The sequence below is a fragment of the Phenylobacterium sp. LjRoot219 genome (genome assembly GCF_964252995.1).
Classification (GTDB): Bacteria; Pseudomonadota; Alphaproteobacteria; order Caulobacterales; family Caulobacteraceae; genus Phenylobacterium.
Genome location: NZ_CAXUQI020000001.1, coordinates 1,010,789 through 1,029,549 on the forward strand (window position 1 = coordinate 1,010,789; position 18,761 = coordinate 1,029,549).

Here is an 18,761-nt window from a genome sequence, read left to right on the forward strand (position 1 = left end):
TCGATGCTCAGCCTTATCGCCGCGGTGATGCTCGCCACCGCTTCGCCGGAAACCCCATCGACCGAGGCCGGACCGCCGGCGACGCCCGCCAAGGCGGAGGCCGCCGAGGAGCCTCCGAGCGCGGCCGGCAAGAAGACCTCGCGCGACGACGTGGTCTGCTGGGACCAGACTCCGCTCGGCACCCGCTTCAGCAAGCGGGTCTGCGCCAGCCGCGGCGACCTGGACGACCGCCGCCAGCGCGACCAGGACCTCATTCGCGGCGTCCGCACCGCGCCGACGCCGGGCGACGTGCCTCAGTGAGCGATCCGCCAGGCCAGCTGGCCTAGGCTGAACAGGATCTCGAACGCGATCAGCGCCACGATGATCACCTCCAGCCGCAGAGCGCGCTCGGTGTCCATCAGGTCGGTGATCAGCCGGGCGGTCTGGCCGATCAGGTTGAGCTTGCGGTCGAGGATCTCGGCGCGCTCGTGCAACTCATACTCGTCCTCCAGCCGCGCGTAGAGCCGCTCAAGGTCGGGCCGGTCCCACAAGAGGTCCGGCTTCTCGCTGACCGCCACCCGGCCGGCCACCCGGTGCTGGACCAGCAGCCCTTCGCCGAGCATCTGCAGGGTGGTGCGCCGGCTGGCCGGTTGCCGGCCGCGCTCGGCCAGCGTGCGGGCCCAGGGCTCGATGCGGTCGAGCACCTCGGCGACCTGCCGCTCGTCGTGCGCCAGGGCCGCGCTCTTGGCCAGGGCGTCGGCGACGCAGAGCAGCCGCTCCAGCGACAGGTCGGCGATGTGCACCGTGCCATCGAGCTCGGCGCGCTCGTCGCGGCCGTCGAGCGGCGCCAGCTGCACCGCTTCTTCTTCATGCAGCGCAAACGGATCGATCACCCGCGGGCCGACGCCGCGGATCACCTCGTCCTCGGCCAGGGTGTCGAGCCCGATCAGCACCACGACGCCGTATCGGAACACGATCGCCAGGCCGCCGGCGCCACCGACCTTGAAGGCCAGCGGCGTCGTCGACAGGACGTCGCGCCGCTCCAGCCCGGCCGTGTCGATCCGCTCGCCCAGCAGCACGGCGCGGGCGGTCAGCGGCGCGAAACCGGGGTCGGCGTCTTCAGCCATTACGGTGGAGCATACGCCGAGGGCCGGCGCTGCGGCAGTCCCCTACCGCCAGCCGTAGTTGAAGCTGACCGAGATGCGCTCGGCCTTGGCGGTGTTGACCGGCACCTCGTGGCGCAGCCAACTCTCCCACAGCAGCACCGTGCCGGGCTCGGGCTTGAGGTAGACGAAGGCCTTGCGGCTCTCGTCGGCGTCGGCGCGCCGCGGCGGGGCGGCCATCATCATCGGCAGCCGCGGATCTTCGAACTTCAGCGCGCTCGCGCCCGGCGGGATGGTCACATAGACCGTGCCCGACAGCACGCTGTGCGGGTGGATGTGGCTGGTGTGGGTCGCGCCGGGCTTGAGGATGTTGACCCACAGGCTGTCGAGCCGCAGCCGGCCGCCGCCCAGTTCGTACTGCAGCTCCTCGGCGAAGGCCGCGGCGTGGCGGTCGAGCTTCTTGCGCAACTGCTCGAAGACGCTGACCCGCTGCGGTAGGTCGTTCAGCGAGGCGTAGGAGGTGTAGCCGCCGTAGTTGTTGGCCTTGCACCAGGCGCGTCCGGCGCGGTCCTCGGCCGCCAGCATCCGGCAGCCGTCCTCCAGCTCGGCGAGGAAGGCCGCAAAGCCGCGGTCGCCCGCCAGGCTCGCCTCGTAGATCGGAGTGGGGAACAGGGTGTGCAGGGCCATGGCCGCAAGCCGCTAACGGGGGCGGAGGGCGAAGTCAAAGCGCCGCGTCAAAACGCCCCCTCAGTCAGCTTCGCTGACAGCTCCCCCGCAGACGGGGGAGCAGCGGTCCGCTCCTCCTTCAAGACCCGCTCCTCCCCTGCGAAGCGGGGGAGGTGGATCGGCGCGGAACGCGCCGAGACGGAGGGGGCGTTCCTACTTCGCCTGCACGTCCAGCAGCGCTCGCCAGGTCTCGTCGGCGAAGGCGGCGACCCGGGCGTTGGCGGCGAACTCGGTCCTGGCCTGGATCAGCGCCACGGTCTCGGCGGCGAGGTCGACGTCGGCGTCGGCCGGCCAGCCGGCGACCCGCTCGGCCGATTTCGCCACGCGGCCTTGGGCCGACATCATGCCGTAGTGGGCGGTGCTGAGCGGATCCATGCGGCCCTCGCGTCCAGAAGTCGGATCCAGCATGCGGCGGACGCGGTTAAGCCCAGGCGAGCAAGCGTGGTGAACCGAACGCCGGGCGGGGTTAACCTACCCGACGAGGGGCCAGGAGTGAGGAACATGCTGCGATCTCTTCTCGCCGGCGCGGTCCTGGCGCTCTGCGCCGGCGCCGCCTACGCCCAGCCGGAGAGCGCTGCGCAGACCAAGGTCTGCGTCGACGTGAACGGCGCCTTGCGTCCAGCCGACTGCCACGGCCAGGCCAGTCGGCTGGAGACCCGCGAGGACATCTGCCTGTGTTCGGGCGGCGGGCGGCAGGTCGCGGCCTCGATCTGCCCGCCAGGCGTCGCCCCGCCGGGCGAGAGCCTCGCGGTGGCCAAGGCGCGCAACCAGTTGCTGCGCAGCCAGGACACCCTGGTCGGCGCGACCTTCGAAGGCCGTCCGCTCTGCGTGCCGCCGACCCAGCGCTGACGGCCTAGCCGGCTAGTGGGCTAGTGGGCTAGTGGGCGCTGGGCGCCTCGTAGGTGGCCATCATCTCGCCCTGAGCGATGGTGTGTCCCTTCAGCGCGTTCAGCAGGTCATGCAGCGGCGTGTCCGGCCCCATCGCCAGGAAGTCGTCGAGCGCGAACACCTGGAAGTAGTAGCGGTGCAGGCCGTGCCCGGCCGGCGGCCGCGGGCCGAACCAGCCGTAGCCGCCCATGTCGTTGCGCCCCTGGATGCCGCCCTGCGGGGTGGCCAGGAACTCGGCGTTGGGCAGGCCTTCGGGCAGGGCGGTCACCTCGCCGTGCACGTCCCAGAGCATCCAGTGGACGAACGGCTTCTCGCGCGGCGCGTCGGGGTCCTCGACGATCACCGCCCAGGTCTTGACGTCCGGCACATTGGTCCACGCCAGCGGCGGGGAGAGGTTGTCGTAATAGGCCGAGTACTGGTCCGGCAGCTTGCCGCTGACCTCCTGGGCGCGACAGGTCACCACGATCCCGGTGTCGAGAACCGGGTGCACCTTCATGATGGTGATAGCTTCGCCGGAGTGTTCGGGATGTTGCGGGCTCATCAGGCGTCTCCCTCGTAGCCGTACGGGCGTCGGAACGACGGATCAAACCGGGCGGGGGCGCGTTGGTTGCGCGACAATTTGTTCGCACCCGCACACGTTTCCTGCGTCAAATCATGCCGCACCGCGGCATTGATCCTTCGCCTTTTCATGCCTATATGCCCGTCCGGCTCCAGTATGGGGGCCTAGCGGCTCGCCCTGCGCCCGCGCGCGAGGAAAGGACGTTTGACGTATGTTCGTGACGCTGATGAAGGCCAAGTTGCATCGTGCGACGGTCACTCAAGCGGATCTTGAGTACGAAGGTTCCATCGCTATTGACCGCGCGCTGCTCGACGCCTCCGGCATCCTGCCGCACGAGCAGGTCGACGTTCTGAACATCACCACGGGCGCGCGGTTCACGACCTACGCCATCGAAGCCCCGCGCGGTTCGCGCGTCATCGGCGTCAACGGCGCCGCGGCGCGGCTGGTGCAAAAGGGCGACAAGGTGATCGTCGTCACCTACGGCATGCTGCCGGCCGAAGAGGCCCGCAACTACGCCCCGACCGTCGTCCTGCTAGACGACGACAACGAGATCAAGAAGGCCGCCTGATGCGCCGTGCGCCCGCCGCGCTGGCGCTGGTGGTGCTAGCGCTGGCCGGCTGCGGCTCGCATCTGCCCAAGGGCGTCGACGCCGAAAAGCTCGACAGCTACGTCTCCGGCGCGATCGGCGATCCCCAGACCTGCATGCTGATCGGCCGCCAGGGCTCAGGCGAGGTGGTCTGGCGCTACAACACCCACACCACCTGCGCGCGGACCTTGCCGGCTTGCGACGCGCCGACCGTCCGCACCGTCGGCGACCTGCTGAAGGCCACCGCCAAGGACGGCCAGCCGCGCACCCTGAGTTGCGACAGCGCCCCCGACGGCTCGCGCGGCGTCGGCTGGGCCGCTGGCCCGATCGCCGGCCACAAGCTGGTCTACGCCGCGGTGATGGAGGGCCAGCGCGCCCTGCCGGGCCGGATCATGGCCGAAAAGGTCGAGGGCGCGCTGCAGGACGCGGGCTTCTAGAGCCCTTCCCACTCGCGTTGAATCAACGCGAGTGGATGAGAAGGGCTCTCACTCAAAGGCGACGACCCTGTTTATCCCGCCTGACTTGTCTCAAGTCAGGCGGGACAGGGTCTAGCGCCCGCGCCCGCCTCGCACGTTTCAGCGCGTCAGCTCGTAAACCCCGCTGACGTCTACCCGCACCTTCACCTCGCCCGGCGACACCGCGGTGTCGGCCTCCTTGTAGCGCGCCGACATCGCCATCATCGGCACGGGCGGCGGCGGGCTGAACGAGCCGCCTTCGCTCAGGGTGACCAGCCGCAGGACCCGGTGGCCGGTGGCCCGGGCGTAGAGGTCGGCCTTGGCCGCCAGCGCCTTCACCGCCTGCTCGCGCGCGGCGTTCTCGGCCGCGGTCGGGTCGACCAGGCCGAAGTTGATGCCGCCCACCTGGTTGGCCCCGGCCGAGACCACGGCGTCCACCGCCTGGCCCAGCTTGGTCAGATCGCGCACCGTCACCGTGACCTGGTTGGTGGCGCGGTAGCCGGTCAGCCGCGGCGGCTGGTTCTGCTCGTAGTGGTATTGCGGCTCGAGGCTCAGCTGCGAGGTCTGGATGTCCTTCGCGGCGATCCCGCCCTTCTTCAGCGCCGCCATCACCTGGTTCATCCGCGCGGCGTTGGCCGCCATCGCCTCCTGCGCGGTCGCCGCCTCGGTCATCACGCCGAGATTGATGGTCGCCATGTCCGGCGCGATCTTGGTCTCGCCATAGGCCGCGACGTTGAGCGTCGTCGCCCGGAACACCGCGTCGCCCGCGCCGGCCGGCGCCGTCTGGGCCAGGGCCATCGGCGCGGCGGCCGCGCCCAGAACCAGGCCCATCGCGGCCGCGCGCATCCACATCTTCATAGTTGTCTCCCTCGAGCCGTGCTCGTTTCGCGGAAGCTCGCAAACCCAAGCTGAACGGGAGCTTTAAGGCGCCTGCAGGAGATGGTAACCCGGCGAGCTTCTTCGCTGCTGGGGCCTGTAGCTCAATGGTTAGAGCCGGCCGCTCATAACGGTCTGGTTGCAGGTTCGAGTCCTGCCGGGCCCACCAGCGAAGCTCCCTCGGCCGCCGAGCGAAGACCGCCGCCGGAGCGCCACGCCGAGATGCAGGATTGCCACAGCTGCTGGTTTTCGCATGCGCGTCATTGCGCCCGCTGCGCTGCAGCATAGATTGGCGGCGGGAGGATTCCTGACTTCAGCCCAATGGCTGAAGCTTTGCTTGGCGACCGTGAACACGCGGCGCCCGTGACGAGCAAATGTCAAAGGAGTCCATGATGAACCGCATAGCCTACAATCTGATTGACCAAGCCGGATGGTTGTTCGGCTTGAGCGCCCTGATCGGCCTGCTCGCAAGTTCAGGCTACGTACTCTTGAAGTGACGACGCCGAGACAGGGCGACTTCAGACAGTACGGCTCAGTTGACCGGCGTTCCGGTTGCGCTGCAGCATTTCTCTAAGCGTATTCCACTGAGCAGCTCCGCCTCCGGCGGAGGCGGTCGCTCCTGGCGACCGCGAGGGCGGCCCGCGCGCATATCAAGCTGAGTGTTCAGCGGATATGGGCGCGGGTCTCGCCGCGCTCGTCAGCCGGGTCGGCAAGACTGCGCGAGGAACTTTCTTTGCGGCCGAGGTGTTGAGCGCCCAATCCTCGGGGGCTCGCGCGCATGCCTCAGATGCTGACGCAAGGGGCGGCCCTGATGGGGGCGCGCGGGATCGGGACTGGCCTGTCTGTCCTTGCGCTCTCGGGCTGCGCGGGCAGCATCCTGGATCCCGTGGGGCCGGTGGGGGCCGACGACAGCCAGATCTTCATCGACGCCCTGCTGATCATGCTGGTGATCGTCATCCCGACGATCCTGCTCGCCTTCTGGGTGGCCTGGCGCTATCGCGCGTCCAACACCAAGGCGGAATACCTGCCGTACTGGTCCTATTCCGGGCGGATCGAGGCGATCGTCTGGTCGATCCCGATCCTGACCATCATGTTCATTGGCGGGGTGATCTGGATCGGGTCCTACAGGCTCGATCCATTCAAACCCCTGCCGTCGAAGACGCCTCCACTAGAGGTGCAGGTCGTTGCGCTCGACTGGAAGTGGCTGTTCATCTACCCGCAGCACGGCATCGCCACCGTTAATCAGCTCGTCGTGCCGGCGGGCGTGCCGGTGCACTTCTCGATCACCTCGTCGAGCGTCTTCAACGTCTTCTTTGTCCCGCGGCTGGGCTCGATGATCTACGCCATGCCCGGCATGGTGTCGCAGCTCAACCTGCAGGCGGACCGGCCCGCGGTGCTGTTTGGCCAGTCGGCCCATTTCAGCGGCGACGGCTTCTCGGACATGCAGTTCCAGGTCAGAAGCGTCGCGCCCGCCGAGTTCGCGGCCTGGGCGCAGACGGTGCAAAGCGCTGGTCCCCTGCTGGACTCGGCGGCCTATGCCGGCCTGTCTCGGCAGAGCCATAAGGTGACGCCCTTCACCTATCGCGCCGTCGATCCGCAACTGTTCCACGCGATCGCGGCTCAGAAGATCGCGCCGGGCCCCGGACCTGAGCCGGAACCTTCGCCGCATGCGGCGCGCGAGGTTTCAGGCGGGAGGCGCTGACCCATGTTCGGCAAGCTCAGCTGGTCGGCCATTCCCTTCGACGAGCCCATTCCGCTGCTCACCTCTCTGGTGCTGATCCTCGTCATCCTGGGCGTGCTCGGACTGGTGACGGTCAAGGGCTGGTGGCCCTACCTCTGGCGCGAATGGATCACCTCGGTCGACCACAAGCGCATCGGCATCATGTACTGCCTCTTGGGCTCCGTGATGTTGGTCCGTGGCTTCGCCGACGCCATCATGATGCGCAGCCAGCAGGCGGTCGCCATCAACGCCGAAGGCTACCTGCCGGTCGAGCACTTCAATCAGATCTTCTCGGCCCACGGGACGATCATGATCTTCTTTGCGGCCATGCCGCTGGTGATCGGCTTCATGAACTTCGTGACGCCGCTCCAGTTGGGCGTGCGCGACGTGGCCTTTCCGACGCTCAACTCGGTCAGCTTCTGGCTGACCGCCTCCGGGGCGCTGCTGGTCAACATCTCATTGTTTGTCGGAGAGTTCGCCCGCACCGGCTGGCTGCCGTACCCGCCACTCAGCGAGGCCGCCTACTCGCCGGGCGTCGGCGTCGATTACTACTTATGGGCCGTGCAGATATCCGGAATTGGCACGCTGATGACCGGGATAAATTTCGTCACGACGGTGTTGAAGATGAGATGTCCCGGCATGAGCTATCTGCGCATGCCGATGTTCTGTTGGACGGTTATGTCGTCCAGTCTCATCATTGTCGCGGTCTTCCCGATATTGACGGCGACGCTGGCCATGCTCAGCCTGGATCGATATTTCGGGTTTCACTTCTTCACGAACACCGCGGGCGGAAACCCGATGATGTTCATGAACCTGATCTGGGCCTGGGGCCACCCCGAGGTCTATATCCTCGTCCTGCCCGCCTTCGGCATTTTCTCCGAGGTCTTCTCGACCTTTTCGGGCAAGCCGCTGTTCGGCTACCGCTCGATGGTCGCGGCCACGCTCTTCATCTGCATCGTGTCGATGATGACGTGGCTGCACCACTTCTTCACGATGGGCTCGGGGCCGGCCGTGAACACCGCCTTCGGCATCTCCACCAGCATCATCGCCGTGGGCACCGGGGTGAAGATCTACAACTGGATCTTCACGATGTACGGCGGCCGGGTGCGCTTCACGGTGCCCATGCTGTGGTCGCTGGGTTTCATCTTCACCTTCGTCATCGGCGGCATGACCGGCGTGCTGCTCGCCGTGCCGCCAGCCGACTTCATCGTCCACAACTCCATGTTCCTCGTCGCGCACTTCCATAACGTGATCGTAGGCGGCGTGGTGTTCGCGCTGTTCGCCGGCCTCGATTACTGGTTCCCGAAGGCCTTCGGCTTCCGCCTGCACGAAGGCTGGGGCAAGGCGGCGTTCTGGTTCGCCTTCTTCGGCTTCTGGATCACCTTCACGCCGCTCTACCTACTCGGGATGCAGGGCATGACCCGCAGGCTCCAGCATGTGAACATCGAGGAGTGGCGGCCGATGCTGGAGCTCTCGCTGGTCGGCACCGGGGTGCTGGTGGTGAGCGTCATCTGCCAGGTCATGATGCTCGTCGTGAGCATCATCAAGCGCGACGAACTGCGCGATGTGACCGGTGACCCCTGGGACGGGCGTTCGCTGGAGTGGGCGACGCCGTCGCCGGCGCCCTCCTTCAACTACGCCGTCATGCCGAACGTCGAGGGCGAGGAGGCCTACTGGGGGATCAAGCTGCGCGCCATGGAGACCCAGCAGCTGTCGCCGGAGCCGAAATACGAGCCGATCGAGATGCCGGTGAACAGCCCCGTCGGCTTCTACACCGCCTTCTTCGCCAGTGTGACCGGCTTTGCGCTCATCTGGCAGATCTGGTGGCTGGCGGGCCTCGGCCTGGCGGCCGCCTTTGCCGGGTTTGTCGTGTTCGCCTGGCGTGACGTCCACGAATTCCATGTTCCCGTGGAGGAAGTGGCGCGCGTCGACCGGGCCCGGCGGGAGGCGCGCGAAGCCTTCCTGGTACGGCTTGCTCAGCAGGAGGCGTCGGCGCCGTGAGCGAGTTCCCCGCCTCCCTCGAAACGCTCCGTCGCGTTCGCGAAGACCCGCATCGGCTGGGCCATCGCGGCCATGGCCCCGAAGGTCCGGTCCTGGGCGCGGGTCATGGCGTGACCGGTCCCGCGAGCAAGCGGATCATTGTGGGCTACGGCTTCTGGATCTTCCTGCTCAGCGACATCGTGATGTTCGCCTGCTTCTTTGCGGCCTACGCGGTGCTGCAAGAGGCGACCGCCGGCGGGCCGACGGCGGCGCAGATCGTCGAGATGCCGCGGGTGGCGCTGCAGACCGGCGCGCTTCTGCTGTCGAGCTACACCTGCGGCCTTTCCTTTGCGGCCACCAACGCGAAGAGCCGGCTGTGGACGCAGGTCTTCCTGCTCCTCACGGGCCTGCTCGGTCTGGCCTTCGTGGCCATGGAGCTCCAGGAGTTCATCTCTCTCGCCGAACGAGGGGCCACGCCGCAGCGCAGCGCTTTCCTCAGCGCCTTCTTCGGGCTGGTCGGTCTGCACGGCCTGCACGTCACCGTGGCCGGGCTCTGGCTCGCGACGATGATGGCCCAGGTCCAGGTGAAGGGCTTCCGCCGGGAGATCGTACACAGGCTGATCTGCTTCAACCTGTTCTGGCATGCGCTGGACATCGTCTGGATCGGCGTCTTCACCATCGTCTATCTGATGGGGAGCCTGACATGAGCGGCCTCGAGTATGACCCGCACCTCTACAGCGGCGAGCTCAATCATCGGGAGGACCACGCGCCCGGCGACGAGCCGGAGGAGAGCGCAGGCCACTGGGTTCGCAATTCAAACCTGGGCCTGGGTTTCTCCGTCGTGCTCACGGTGGCCGCCTTCCTCTTGGCGGGCTCGCACCTGATCTATGAGCCGGCCATACCCGTGGCCTTGATCGTGCTGGCCATCGCCCAGATGGGCGTGCACCTGGTCTTCTTCCTTCACGTCACCACGGGCCCAGACAACACCAACAATGTGCTGGCGCTCGCCTTCGGAATCCTCGTGGTGTTCCTGATCGTCGCCGGATCCATCTGGATCATGAACCACCTGAACCACAACATGATGCCGATGGAGCAGCTGATACAGATGCAGCGGTAGTCGCGCGCCCGCCGGCCGAGACGGTCCGCAACCAGCGCTGCCGCCGGCGTCCGGCGCCGGCCAGGCTTATCGCCCGGCGCCGCCCTTCCGCGCCATCTCGAAGCTGCGCGTCATGTGCTCGAAATAGGCGTCGATCGGCGGTAGCAGCCACAGGTCCTTGGGGTCGCGGATGGCGTCGATCTCGTTGGCGACGTCGTCGATCGACCAGGACGGGCGGAACACGCCGGGGGTCTCGGCGATCAGCGCGCGGGCGACGCGGCCGGCCATCGAGACCAGCATCTCGCCGCTGATCGAGCAGCTTTCGTGGGCCAGCCAGCCGACCACCGGGGCGACCAGGTCCGGGCCCATCGGCGGGTACTGGGTGATGTCCAGGCCCTCGGCCATGCGGGTCACCGCGCCCGGTAGGATGATGTTGCTCTTCACCCCCTTCGGCGCGCCCTCGATGGCGATGACGTTGTTCAGGCCGATCATCCCGGCCTTCGACACACCGTAGTTGACGACGTTGCTGGTGCCGTAAAGGCCGCCGATCGAGCCGGTCAGCACCACCCGGCCGTAGCCGGCCTGGGTCATGATCGGGAAGGCCGGCCGCACCACGTGGAAGGCGCCCATCAGGTGGACGTCGACGACCGCCTTGAAGTCCTCGTCGGGGATCGCGTCGAGCGCGCCGTAGCGGACGTTGCCGGCATTGTGGATCAGCACGTCGAGCCGGCCGTAGTGGTCCATCGCCGCCTGGACGATCGCCCGGCCGCCCTCGGGCGTCGCCACCGACTCCAGGCAGGCGACGGCCTCGCCGCCGGCGGCCTTGATCTCCGCCACCACGGTCTCGGCGGGGCCCGCGTCGCCGCCGTCGCCGCTCATCGCGCCACCGGGATCGTTGACCACCACCTTGGCGCCCTTGGCGGCCAGCAACAGGGCGTACTCACGCCCCAGGCCGCGGCCGGCCCCGGTGATCACCGCCACCCGGCCGTCGAATCTGCGTTCCGTCACGGCGCGTTCCTCATCAGTTGTGGTTGTTTCGGGGGCGGACCCCATTTCCGCTCGTACCGGCGAAGGCCGGTATCCAGATCCAGCCTGAGCGCGTCGTGGGTTTCACCTGGGCCCCGGCCTTCGCCGGGGTGAGCGGTGGGGAAGGTCGGAGCACCCTCAGACCGGGTCCCAGATCGGCGCGCCGCGTTCGGCGCGCAGCGAGGGGATGGTCCGGCCGTCGACGTCGGTGACGCCGTACTCCTGGGCCAGCTCGGCGTTGATGAAGGTGCCGCCGCTGCGGCGCATGATCTGCGGGTCCTGCGCCAGGGCGGCGATCACCCGGCCGGGGAACTCGACCGACGAGCCCACCGCGCTGTTCAGCTGCGAGGCCATGCCGGGAACCGTCTTCAGGTTCTCCTGCGCCCGCTCGGTGTAGGTGAAGCCCTGCCACAGCGACAGCGAGGCGATGTTGTGGGCTTTCAGCTCGATGGCCATGTCGCGCGCCATCCGGTCGGTGGCGCTCTTCACCGTCCCGAAGATCACGTCGTAGGTGTAGGTCACCCCGACATAGCCGGAGAGGGCGACCATCAGCCCCGAGCCCTGCGGGACCATGATCTGCGCGGCGTGCCAGGCGGCGGTGAAGTTCGAGCGCAGGCCGACGTCGACCATCTCCCAGTTGGCGATCGGCTTCTCCCAGAACGGGACGCGGTCGGTCATCGAGGCGGGAATGGCGATGGCGTTGTTGACCAGCAGGTCGAGCCGGCCCTGCTCGCGCTTCACCTGTTCGAACAGGGCGGCGACCTGGGCGTCGTCGGCGTGGTCGACCTGCACGGCGACGCCCTTGCCGCCGCGCTTGTCGACCTCGGCGGCGGTCTCGCCGACGGTGCCGGGCAGGGGAGAGGCGCCCGGCGTCACCGTGCGGCCGGTGACGTAGACGACAGCGCCTTCGTCAGCCAGCGCCAGCGCGATGCCGCGGCCGATGCCGCGGCTGGCGCCCGTCACCACGGCCACCTTGCCCGTCAGCGCGCCCATGCGCTCCTCCGTCTGTTCTTAAGGGTTGGTCTTAGGCCTTGCTCGGGTCGTGCGGCGCGCGGCGGTTGACCAGCGGCCGCTGGTAGGACGGGTCGTCCGTGCTGCGCGCCGGCGCGCCGTTGCCGAAGATGTCGGGCACGTCGGCGAACGGGATCGGCATGGTCGGGACCATGCCCGACCACTCGATGGCGTTGGTCCTGAGCGCGATCTTCCAGGCCCCGTCGCGCTTCTCCAGCCGGTCGATGTAGCGGCCGCCGGCGATCCAGTTCGACTCGTCGCGGTTGCGGCCGACGAACAGGTAGTAGGTCTCGGTGTGGGCGGTGTCCCCGTCGATCTCGACGGTGACGTTCAGCAGGTTGTGGTGGGTCGCGACCTGGCCCAGCTCGTGCATCGCCGAGGCCCAGGCGTAGCAGTCGGCCGGGCTGCCGACGAACGGCCCGGCGGCCATGGTCGCGTCGTCGTGGAAGGCCGACAGGAAGACCTCGCGGTCGAACCGGTCCATGCCGCGGGAAAACCGCGTCAGGCAGTCGACGATGTCCTGCCGGTCGAGCAGCGCGTCGAGGCGGGCGGCGCGCTCAGCGTCCACGGCCCGGCTCCTGCGAGATCGGCTTCCAGATCGGCGCGCCGCGCTGTTCGCGCAGCGACGGGATGACCTTCCCGTCGATGTCGACGATGCCGTAGTCCTGCGCCACCTCGGCGGTGATGAAGGTGCCGCCGGAGCGCTTCATCACCTCCGGGTCGGTCGCTAGGGCGGCGATCACCAGGCCGGGATGCTCGGGCGAGCAGCCGACCAGCGGGTTGGTGACGGTCTTGGCCTTCATCTCCGGGTTCCGCGCCAGGTTGCGGTGGGCCCGTTCGGTGAAGGTTAGCCCCTGCCACAGCGACAGCGAGGCGATGTTGTGCGGCTCCAGCTCGATGGCCATGTCGCGCGCCATCCGGTCGACCGCCGACTTGCAGGTCCCGAACACCACCCCGTAGGTGTAGGTCACCCCGACATAGCCGGAGATGGCGACGATCAGGCCGGACTTCTGCGGCACCATGATCTGCGCCGCGTGCCAGGCGGCGGTGAAGTTCGAGCGGACGCCGACGTCGACCATCTGCCAGTTCGACAGCGGCTTCTCCCAGAAGGAGCCCGGCTCGGTCAGGTCTTCGGGAAGCGCGAAGGCGTTGTTGACCAGGATGTCGAGCCGACCGCGCTCGCGCTTCACCTGGTCGAACAGCGCCGCCACCTGCGCGTCGTCGGCGTGATCGACGGCCACGGCGACGCCCTTGCCGCCGCGCTTATCGATCTCGGCCGCCGTCTCGCCGACGGTGCCGGGCAGCGGATAGCTGCCCGGGGTGACCGTACGGCCGGTGACGTAGACCGTGGCGCCTTGCGCGCCGAGCGCCAGGGCGATGCCCTTGCCGATGCCGCGGCTCGCGCCGGTGACGACGGCGACCTTGCCTTCGAGCTTCCCCGCCATCCCGCCTACACCAGCTCCGCTTTGTGGGAGGCCTTGGCCTCGGTCAGCGTCAGGCCGGCGAGGTCGCCCTTGGCGCGCCAGTCACTGAGCATTTTCATGAAGCCGTTCCAGCCCGGCAGGTAGCCGCGGAACAGCGCCCACTTCGGCTTCGCTTCGCCGTCGTTGTTGAAGTAGCCGGGCGTGCACTCGCCGAGGAATTGGGCGGTGTCGAACTCGTTCTCGCGCATGTGGGCGACATAGGCGTCCATCGCCGCCTGGGTGGGCTCGACCGCGACCGCGCCGCGCTTGCGGGCTTCGCTGACGATGTAGGCGATGTGCTCGCACTGCCGGCCGAACTGTTCGGTGGTCGTCGAGTTGGCCCCGCCCTGGACGTAGCCCGTGTAGAACATGTTCGGGAAGCCGTGGGTGGTCACCCCGTGGAAGGTCAGCGGGCCGTTGCGCCAGTGATCGTAGATCGAGACGCCCTCACGGCCTTCGACCACCGGAATGCCCCAGCGGCGCTCCAGGTCGCTGGTCACCTCGAAGCCCGAGGCGAAGATCATGCAGTCGACCGGGTACTCGACGCCGTCGGCGATGAAGCCCTTCTCGGTCAGGGCCTCGACGCCCTGGGTCGCCGACACGTCGATCAGCTTCACGTTGGGCTGGTTGAAGGCCGGGTAGTAGTCGTTGTTCGACAGCGGTCGCTTGCACATGAAGCGGAACCACGGCTTCAGCGCCTCGGCGGTCGCCTTGTCCTTCACCGTCGCGTCGACGCGGCGGCGCATCCGCTCCATCACCTGGTAGTCGACCATCTCGCGGCGGGCGACGAACTCCTCGGGGCTGAGCTGCGGCCAGCCCTCTTCGTCCAGTTCGGCGGCGAGGTTGCGGCTGATCTCGGTCCAGATGTCGCACACCAGGTCGGGATCGCCGGGATGGAAGGCTTCCTGCGCGCCGCGATGGAAGTTCGCCATCCGCTCGGCCTGCCAGCCGGGCTTCAGCGACGCGACCCATTCCGGATCGGTCGGCGGGTTGGAGCGCTCGTCGATGTTCGACGGCGTGCGCTGCAGCACGTAGACCTGCTTGGCGTACTTGGCGAGGAAGGGGACCGCCTGCACCGAGGTCGCGCCGGTGCCGACGATGGCCACCGTCTTGTCGCCCAGCTTGTCGAGCACCGGATTGCGCCAGCTGCCGCCGGTGTACTCGTGGTCCCAGCGGGCGGTGTGGAACATCTCGCCCTTGAAGCTGTGGATGCCGGGGATGCCCGGCAGCTTCGGCATGTTCATCACGCCGCCGGCCATGATCACGTGCCGCGCGCGCAGCTCGTCGCCGCGGTTGGTCGACACGCGCCAGCGCTGGATCTCGGCGTCCCAGCGCAGGCCGGTGACCAGGGTGTGGAACAGCGCGCCGCGGTAGAGGTCGAACTTGTTGGCGATGATCTTGAAGTAGTCGTGGATCTCGTAGCCGTCGGAGAACTTCTTCGACGGCATGAAGCCGGTCTCTTCGAGCAGCGGCAGGTAGCAGTAGGCGTCGTTGTCGCACTGCAGGCCCGGGTAGCGGTTCCAGTACCAGACGCCGCCGAAGTCGCCGGCGTGGTCGATGTTCCGGAAGTCGGTGATCCCCATCTTGGTCAGGTGGTAGCCGGCCAGCACGCCGGTCCAGCCGCCGCCGAGGATGGCGACCTCGAGGTCTTCGGCGATCGGATCGCGCGGGGTGATCGGCGTGTAGGGGTCGTGCTCGTAGTCGGCCGCCAGGTCGCTGGTCAGGTGCTCGTACTGGTTCTGACCCTTCTTGGTCAGGCGCTTGTCACGCTCCTGGAGGTACTTGGCCCGCAGTTCGGCGATGTTGATCTCTTCCCGCGGCGGGGTGTCGGTCGGATGGCACGTCATAGTCGCTCCAAGAACTCGTCGTCGCTGCGCCGCCTTTGGCGCGATCGGCATGATTATGGGGCGTTATAGCGCCCCGCGGCGTCGGGAAATATGTCGACCTGCCTCAGGCGAGGGAGGGCCGACGGCTCCTTACGCGCGCTTGCCGAAGAAGGTCTCGCTGTAGTCGCCGTTCGCCCGGCCGGAGAAGTGCTCGGCGCTGAACGGCAGGCCCATTACGCCCTGCGACCAGTCGATCGCGGCGCCGAAGTCCTGGTACCAGTCGTAGAGCATGGTGCGCTGGGCGATCCGCCACTCGCCGTTCCGCTTCTCGAACCGGTCGAGGTAGCGGCCGCCGATCAGGGTGTCGCGGTCGCCGGCGCCCATGTCGATGCGGTGGTAGGAGTTGACGTGGGTCTCGACCAGCGCGGCGTCGCCCTGCAGCTCGATCACGCTCTGGCCGAGGACGTGCTGGGTGTCCTTGATGGCGTCCGCGCCGGGCACCACCCAGGCCAGGTACTCGTCGAACGAGCCGGCGAACACGCCGTAGTCGGTGGTGGAGTCCGGCCAGTAGGCGGCGGTGATCGCCGCGGCGTCGCGGCGGTCCTCGCCGCGCGCCAGGCGGGCGATGCAATCGCGGATCTTCTCGCGGTCGAGAAGGCTCTTCAGTTCCTCCGAGATCGCGTCCATTTCCGCCCTCTTGTCTGGTTTTTCACCCGATCAAGCCGATGTCCGACGCGCGCGAAGCAGCGGGCATGCGAACAGAGCGCCTGAGGCGGGCAGCTTGATCGATTGGCCAAAGATTAAGCGCCGGGTCCGGCGCGCCGCTTGACCAATTCGGACAAAAGGGCTCCTTCACACGACGGCTGCAGTGAGCCGCGCCGCGATGAAATGACGCCGCGGGAGGACCGGGTGAGGCCGAAGGCGCCAATGGATCAGCAGCCTGTCACCGCCGAAGTGTTCGACGTGGTGCACGCGCGGATCCTGCGGTTCTTCCCCGACCTGGTGGAGCAGCTCGGCGGCGAGCCGATGCTGCTGATCCGGCAAGCCGGGATCGACACCGAAAACCTTTCGCGCGGGCGCGCGTCGGCCACCTACCGGCAGCTGGTCCAGCTGATCGAGCTCGCCGCGGCGAAGCTCGATTGTCCCGACTTCGGCCTGCGGCTGGCGACCCTGCAGAGCGGCCGGATGTTCGGCCCGCTGGGGCTGGTGATGAAGAACTCGCAGACCTTCGGCGAGGCGCTCGACTACGTCAGCAAGCACACCCAGGCCCACAGCCTGGCGGCGCGGATCTGGCAGAAGCGGCTGCCGCACGAGAAGGCCGTCTTCTCCGGCCACGACATCCTGCTCGACGGCCTGCCGAACAAGAGCCAGGCGATGGAGCAGATCCTGCTGCTCGGCCACCTGGCGGCGATGGAGATCACCGGCGGGCAGGCGCGGGTGCGCCGGGTGCACTTCCGCCACCAGCCGGTGTCGCCGCTGAAGACCTACCGGCGCTATTTCGGCTGCGAGGTCTGCTTCGGGCAGAACGAGGACGGGGTGGTCTATTCCGAGCGCGACCTGGCGGCGCCGATCGTCAATCCGGACTCCCGCGTCTACGCCATGGCCACGGCCTTCATCGACGCGGAGTTCCAGGGCCGCCGGCCGCCGTTGAGCGCCCTGGTGCGGGGGGTGATCATGCAGTTCCTGGGCGCCGAGGACTGCGGCAACGAGCGCATCGCCGCCGAGCTCAACCTGCACGCCCGGACCATGCACCGCCGGCTGAAGGAGGAGGGGGCCTCGTTCCAGCGGATCAAGGACGAGGTCCGCCGCGACCTGATGCTCTACTACCTGCAGGACACCGAGCTGGACTTCGCGCACATCTCCGAGCGGCTCGGCTTTTCCGAGCAGTCGGTGATGACCCGGACCTGCAATCGTTGGCTCGCCGCATCGCCGACCCAGCTGCGGTCGCAAGGCCGCCGGCGGCGCGCGCCCGCCGGCTGATGACGCGTCTACCTCCCCCGCGAAGCGGGGTGAGGGGGACCGCCCGCCGAAGAGCGGGGGGTGGAGGGGGCAGGCCGCCGGCAGGGCCTCCCAGCGTCTCGAATTGCAGCGGTTGAAACGCCGGGGGTCCGGCTTGCCCCCTCCACCACGCGCTCTTCGCTGCGCTCGGCCCGTGGTCCCCTCCCGCCGCTTCGCGGGGGAGGTGACCCGCCGCAGTTTGTCCAAATCCGTCAAGCCGGCGCCGGGCCGGGCGCGCCAGTCATGTCGCTGAAAAAAGACGGGAGGACGCGGCATGGCGAATTCGGACACGACGGCTCAGCTCGACCTCAGCGACGTCGAATGGCGCCTCGGCCAGAAGGTCGGCGGCGGCCAGCTCTGGGAGCCGTGCAACAAGACCGACATCCGCCGCTGGGTGATGGCGCTCGACTACGTCAATCCGCTGCACTGGGACCAGCGCTTCGCCAGCCAGACCAAGTTCGGTGACATCATCGCCCCGCAGTCGATGGCGGTGGCGCTCGACTACGGGCACGGCAACAACCAGGCCTGCGTCGGCCGCATCGACGGTCAGCACATGATCTTCGGCGGCGAGGAATGGTGGTGGTACGGCACCCACATCCGGCCCGGCGACCAGCTGTTCCAGGAGCGGATCTTCACCGGCTACAAGGTCTCCGACACCAAGTTCGCCGGCCCGACCCTGTTCCAGCGCGGCGACACCATCCACCGCAACCAGCGCGGCGACCTGATCGCCAAGTCCTGCCCGACGGTGATCCGCTACCTCGCCAAGGAGGCCGAGAAGCGCGGCATCTACGCCTCGACCGCCGGCGAGGCGAAAAAGTGGACGCCGGCCGAGCTGGCCGAGATCGACCAGATCCGCCGCGACTGGTTCATGTCCAACCGCGAGGGCAAGTCGCCGCACTGGGAAGAGGTCAAGGTCGGCGACAAGCTGCCGCGCCGGGTGATCGGGCCGCACTCGATCGCCAGCTTCACCACCGAATACCGCGCCTTCATCTTCAACATCTGGGGCAGCTTCTACTGGACCGCGCCGGAGGGCGTGGAGAACCCTTGGGTCAACCAGGACATGGGCTGGATCGAAGGCTTCAGCTTCGACGAAGAGGGCGCGATGATCGACCCGCGCCTGCGCGACGGCCTCTACGTCGGCCCCTCGCGCGGCCACATCGACGACGGCCGGGCCAGCGAGATCGGCATGCATCGGGCCTACGGGTACGGCGCGACCATGGCGGCGTGGAACACCGACTACCTGGCCTTCTGGGCCGGCCATGACGGCCTGGTGCGCCACGCCAAGTCGGAGTTCCGCGGCCCGGCCTTCGAGGGCGACGTCACCTTCATCGAGGGCGAGGTCGTGCAGAAGATCGAGAAGTCCGACTGGGGCTTCCCGGTCGTCCAGATCAAGGTTCTGATGACCACCCAGGACGGCAAGACGGTCGTCAGCTCGCTGAACGAAGTCCAGCTGCCCTACTAGGATTACC

21 protein-coding genes and 1 tRNA gene are annotated in these 18,761 nt (G+C 68.0%); 11 read left to right on the forward strand and 11 right to left on the reverse strand.

Annotated elements, in window-relative coordinates:
- Positions 1-3: 3 nt before the first annotated feature.
- On the forward strand, positions 4-300 hold the full coding sequence (locus ACSQ14_RS05005; RefSeq protein ID WP_436010345.1) for a hypothetical protein: 297 nt from the start codon (positions 4-6) through the stop codon (positions 298-300).
- Here the strand turns inward: ACSQ14_RS05005 and ACSQ14_RS05010 are convergent.
- From ACSQ14_RS05010 to ACSQ14_RS05020, 3 genes are all read right to left on the reverse strand, one after another.
- A complete protein-coding gene (locus tag ACSQ14_RS05010; protein ID WP_436010347.1) occupies positions 294-1,106 on the reverse strand; it encodes an RMD1 family protein in 813 nt (270 codons plus the stop codon). The genes ACSQ14_RS05005 and ACSQ14_RS05010 overlap by 7 nt on opposite strands.
- A gap of 42 nt (positions 1,107-1,148) precedes the next feature.
- Positions 1,149-1,769, reverse strand: a complete 621-nt coding sequence (locus ACSQ14_RS05015; protein WP_436010349.1) for a TIGR02466 family protein — start codon at positions 1,767-1,769, stop codon at positions 1,149-1,151.
- A gap of 192 nt (positions 1,770-1,961) precedes the next feature.
- On the reverse strand, positions 1,962-2,183 hold the full coding sequence (locus ACSQ14_RS05020; RefSeq protein ID WP_436010351.1) for a flagellar hook protein FlgE: 222 nt from the start codon (positions 2,181-2,183) through the stop codon (positions 1,962-1,964).
- Positions 2,184-2,309: 126 nt separating this feature from the next.
- On the opposite strand from ACSQ14_RS05020, the gene ACSQ14_RS05025 reads away from it, so the two are divergent.
- Entirely contained in the window at positions 2,310-2,657 is a 348-nt protein-coding gene (locus tag ACSQ14_RS05025; RefSeq protein WP_436010353.1) for a hypothetical protein, read from the forward strand.
- Between the two features lie 28 nt (positions 2,658-2,685).
- On the opposite strand, the gene ACSQ14_RS05030 is transcribed toward ACSQ14_RS05025, so the two are convergent.
- Positions 2,686-3,237 (reverse strand): YbhB/YbcL family Raf kinase inhibitor-like protein, encoded by a 552-nt coding sequence (locus ACSQ14_RS05030; RefSeq protein ID WP_436010355.1) that lies wholly within the window; start codon positions 3,235-3,237, stop codon positions 2,686-2,688.
- Between the two features lie 229 nt (positions 3,238-3,466).
- On the opposite strand from ACSQ14_RS05030, the gene panD reads away from it, so the two are divergent.
- Together panD and ACSQ14_RS05040 are read left to right on the forward strand one after the other, a co-directional pair.
- Complete coding sequence (panD, locus tag ACSQ14_RS05035) at positions 3,467-3,823, forward strand: aspartate 1-decarboxylase (protein WP_436010357.1); 357 nt, start codon at positions 3,467-3,469, stop codon at positions 3,821-3,823.
- The gene (locus tag ACSQ14_RS05040) at positions 3,823-4,278 is read left to right on the forward strand and encodes a hypothetical protein (protein WP_436010359.1); all 456 of its coding nucleotides are present in this window, start codon (positions 3,823-3,825) and stop codon (positions 4,276-4,278) included. The genes panD and ACSQ14_RS05040 overlap by 1 nt, the downstream gene beginning before the upstream one ends.
- A 138-nt stretch (positions 4,279-4,416) precedes the next feature.
- On the opposite strand, the gene ACSQ14_RS05045 is transcribed toward ACSQ14_RS05040, so the two are convergent.
- A complete protein-coding gene (locus tag ACSQ14_RS05045; protein WP_436010361.1) occupies positions 4,417-5,154 on the reverse strand; it encodes an SIMPL domain-containing protein in 738 nt (245 codons plus the stop codon).
- A 111-nt stretch (positions 5,155-5,265) separates the two neighbouring features.
- On the opposite strand from ACSQ14_RS05045, the gene ACSQ14_RS05050 reads away from it, so the two are divergent.
- From ACSQ14_RS05050 to cyoD, 5 genes are all read left to right on the forward strand, one after another.
- A tRNA-Ile gene (locus ACSQ14_RS05050) sits at positions 5,266-5,341 on the forward strand.
- A 609-nt stretch (positions 5,342-5,950) separates the two neighbouring features.
- Positions 5,951-6,874, forward strand: a complete 924-nt coding sequence (gene cyoA, locus ACSQ14_RS05055; RefSeq protein ID WP_436010363.1) for a ubiquinol oxidase subunit II — start codon at positions 5,951-5,953, stop codon at positions 6,872-6,874.
- 3 nt (positions 6,875-6,877) lie between these two features.
- A complete protein-coding gene (locus ACSQ14_RS05060; protein WP_436010365.1) occupies positions 6,878-8,893 on the forward strand; it encodes a cbb3-type cytochrome c oxidase subunit I in 2,016 nt (671 codons plus the stop codon).
- Positions 8,890-9,579: a cytochrome c oxidase subunit 3 gene (locus tag ACSQ14_RS05065; RefSeq protein ID WP_436010367.1), complete on the forward strand. Its 690-nt coding sequence runs from the start codon at positions 8,890-8,892 to the stop codon at positions 9,577-9,579. The genes ACSQ14_RS05060 and ACSQ14_RS05065 overlap by 4 nt, the downstream gene beginning before the upstream one ends.
- The gene (gene cyoD, locus ACSQ14_RS05070; protein ID WP_436010369.1) at positions 9,576-9,989 is read left to right on the forward strand and encodes a cytochrome o ubiquinol oxidase subunit IV; all 414 of its coding nucleotides are present in this window, start codon (positions 9,576-9,578) and stop codon (positions 9,987-9,989) included. The genes ACSQ14_RS05065 and cyoD overlap by 4 nt, the downstream gene beginning before the upstream one ends.
- A gap of 66 nt (positions 9,990-10,055) precedes the next feature.
- Here cyoD and ACSQ14_RS05075 read toward each other — a convergent pair whose 3' ends face one another.
- The 6 genes from ACSQ14_RS05075 to ACSQ14_RS05100 form a co-directional block, all read right to left on the reverse strand.
- Positions 10,056-10,976: an SDR family NAD(P)-dependent oxidoreductase gene (locus ACSQ14_RS05075; protein ID WP_436010371.1), complete on the reverse strand. Its 921-nt coding sequence runs from the start codon at positions 10,974-10,976 to the stop codon at positions 10,056-10,058.
- 156 nt (positions 10,977-11,132) lie between these two features.
- Positions 11,133-11,987, reverse strand: a complete 855-nt coding sequence (locus ACSQ14_RS05080; protein ID WP_436010373.1) for an SDR family NAD(P)-dependent oxidoreductase — start codon at positions 11,985-11,987, stop codon at positions 11,133-11,135.
- Between the two features lie 31 nt (positions 11,988-12,018).
- Complete coding sequence (locus ACSQ14_RS05085; RefSeq protein ID WP_436010375.1) at positions 12,019-12,573, reverse strand: nuclear transport factor 2 family protein; 555 nt, start codon at positions 12,571-12,573, stop codon at positions 12,019-12,021.
- The gene (locus ACSQ14_RS05090) at positions 12,563-13,450 is read right to left on the reverse strand and encodes an SDR family NAD(P)-dependent oxidoreductase (RefSeq protein WP_436010377.1); all 888 of its coding nucleotides are present in this window, start codon (positions 13,448-13,450) and stop codon (positions 12,563-12,565) included. Before ACSQ14_RS05090 ends, ACSQ14_RS05085 begins: the two co-directional genes overlap by 11 nt.
- Before the next feature lie 5 nt (positions 13,451-13,455).
- Positions 13,456-15,315 (reverse strand): flavin-containing monooxygenase, encoded by a 1,860-nt coding sequence (locus ACSQ14_RS05095; protein ID WP_436010379.1) that lies wholly within the window; start codon positions 15,313-15,315, stop codon positions 13,456-13,458.
- A gap of 129 nt (positions 15,316-15,444) precedes the next feature.
- The gene (locus ACSQ14_RS05100) at positions 15,445-15,981 is read right to left on the reverse strand and encodes a nuclear transport factor 2 family protein (protein ID WP_436010381.1); all 537 of its coding nucleotides are present in this window, start codon (positions 15,979-15,981) and stop codon (positions 15,445-15,447) included.
- A 240-nt stretch (positions 15,982-16,221) separates the two neighbouring features.
- On the opposite strand from ACSQ14_RS05100, the gene ACSQ14_RS05105 reads away from it, so the two are divergent.
- Together ACSQ14_RS05105 and ACSQ14_RS05110 are read left to right on the forward strand one after the other, a co-directional pair.
- The gene (locus ACSQ14_RS05105; protein ID WP_436010383.1) at positions 16,222-17,274 is read left to right on the forward strand and encodes an AraC family transcriptional regulator ligand-binding domain-containing protein; all 1,053 of its coding nucleotides are present in this window, start codon (positions 16,222-16,224) and stop codon (positions 17,272-17,274) included.
- Between the two features lie 292 nt (positions 17,275-17,566).
- Positions 17,567-18,754: an FAS1-like dehydratase domain-containing protein gene (locus ACSQ14_RS05110; protein ID WP_436010385.1), complete on the forward strand. Its 1,188-nt coding sequence runs from the start codon at positions 17,567-17,569 to the stop codon at positions 18,752-18,754.
- The last annotated feature ends 7 nt before the right edge of the window (positions 18,755-18,761 follow it).

Bases quoted from the DNA above. Each gene is read 5' to 3' on its own strand.
- ACSQ14_RS05005 (WP_436010345.1), top strand. From the start codon at position 4: ATGCTCAGCCTTATCGCCGCGGTGATGCTCGCCACCGCTTCGCCGGAA.
- ACSQ14_RS05010 (WP_436010347.1), bottom strand. From the start codon at position 1,106: ATGGCTGAAGACGCCGACCCCGGTTTCGCGCCGCTGACCGCCCGCGCC.
- ACSQ14_RS05015 (WP_436010349.1), bottom strand. From the start codon at position 1,769: ATGGCCCTGCACACCCTGTTCCCCACTCCGATCTACGAGGCGAGCCTG.
- ACSQ14_RS05020 (WP_436010351.1), bottom strand. From the start codon at position 2,183: ATGGATCCGCTCAGCACCGCCCACTACGGCATGATGTCGGCCCAAGGC.
- ACSQ14_RS05025 (WP_436010353.1), top strand. From the start codon at position 2,310: ATGCTGCGATCTCTTCTCGCCGGCGCGGTCCTGGCGCTCTGCGCCGGC.
- ACSQ14_RS05030 (WP_436010355.1), bottom strand. From the start codon at position 3,237: ATGAGCCCGCAACATCCCGAACACTCCGGCGAAGCTATCACCATCATG.
- panD (WP_436010357.1), top strand. From the start codon at position 3,467: ATGTTCGTGACGCTGATGAAGGCCAAGTTGCATCGTGCGACGGTCACT.
- ACSQ14_RS05040 (WP_436010359.1), top strand. From the start codon at position 3,823: ATGCGCCGTGCGCCCGCCGCGCTGGCGCTGGTGGTGCTAGCGCTGGCC.
- ACSQ14_RS05045 (WP_436010361.1), bottom strand. From the start codon at position 5,154: ATGAAGATGTGGATGCGCGCGGCCGCGATGGGCCTGGTTCTGGGCGCG.
- cyoA (WP_436010363.1), top strand. From the start codon at position 5,951: ATGCCTCAGATGCTGACGCAAGGGGCGGCCCTGATGGGGGCGCGCGGG.
- ACSQ14_RS05060 (WP_436010365.1), top strand. From the start codon at position 6,878: ATGTTCGGCAAGCTCAGCTGGTCGGCCATTCCCTTCGACGAGCCCATT.
- cyoD (WP_436010369.1), top strand. From the start codon at position 9,576: ATGAGCGGCCTCGAGTATGACCCGCACCTCTACAGCGGCGAGCTCAAT.
- ACSQ14_RS05080 (WP_436010373.1), bottom strand. From the start codon at position 11,987: ATGGGCGCGCTGACGGGCAAGGTGGCCGTGGTGACGGGCGCCAGCCGC.
- ACSQ14_RS05090 (WP_436010377.1), bottom strand. From the start codon at position 13,450: ATGGCGGGGAAGCTCGAAGGCAAGGTCGCCGTCGTCACCGGCGCGAGC.
- ACSQ14_RS05095 (WP_436010379.1), bottom strand. From the start codon at position 15,315: ATGACGTGCCATCCGACCGACACCCCGCCGCGGGAAGAGATCAACATC.
- ACSQ14_RS05100 (WP_436010381.1), bottom strand. From the start codon at position 15,981: ATGGACGCGATCTCGGAGGAACTGAAGAGCCTTCTCGACCGCGAGAAG.
- ACSQ14_RS05105 (WP_436010383.1), top strand. From the start codon at position 16,222: ATGGATCAGCAGCCTGTCACCGCCGAAGTGTTCGACGTGGTGCACGCG.
- ACSQ14_RS05110 (WP_436010385.1), top strand. From the start codon at position 17,567: ATGGCGAATTCGGACACGACGGCTCAGCTCGACCTCAGCGACGTCGAA.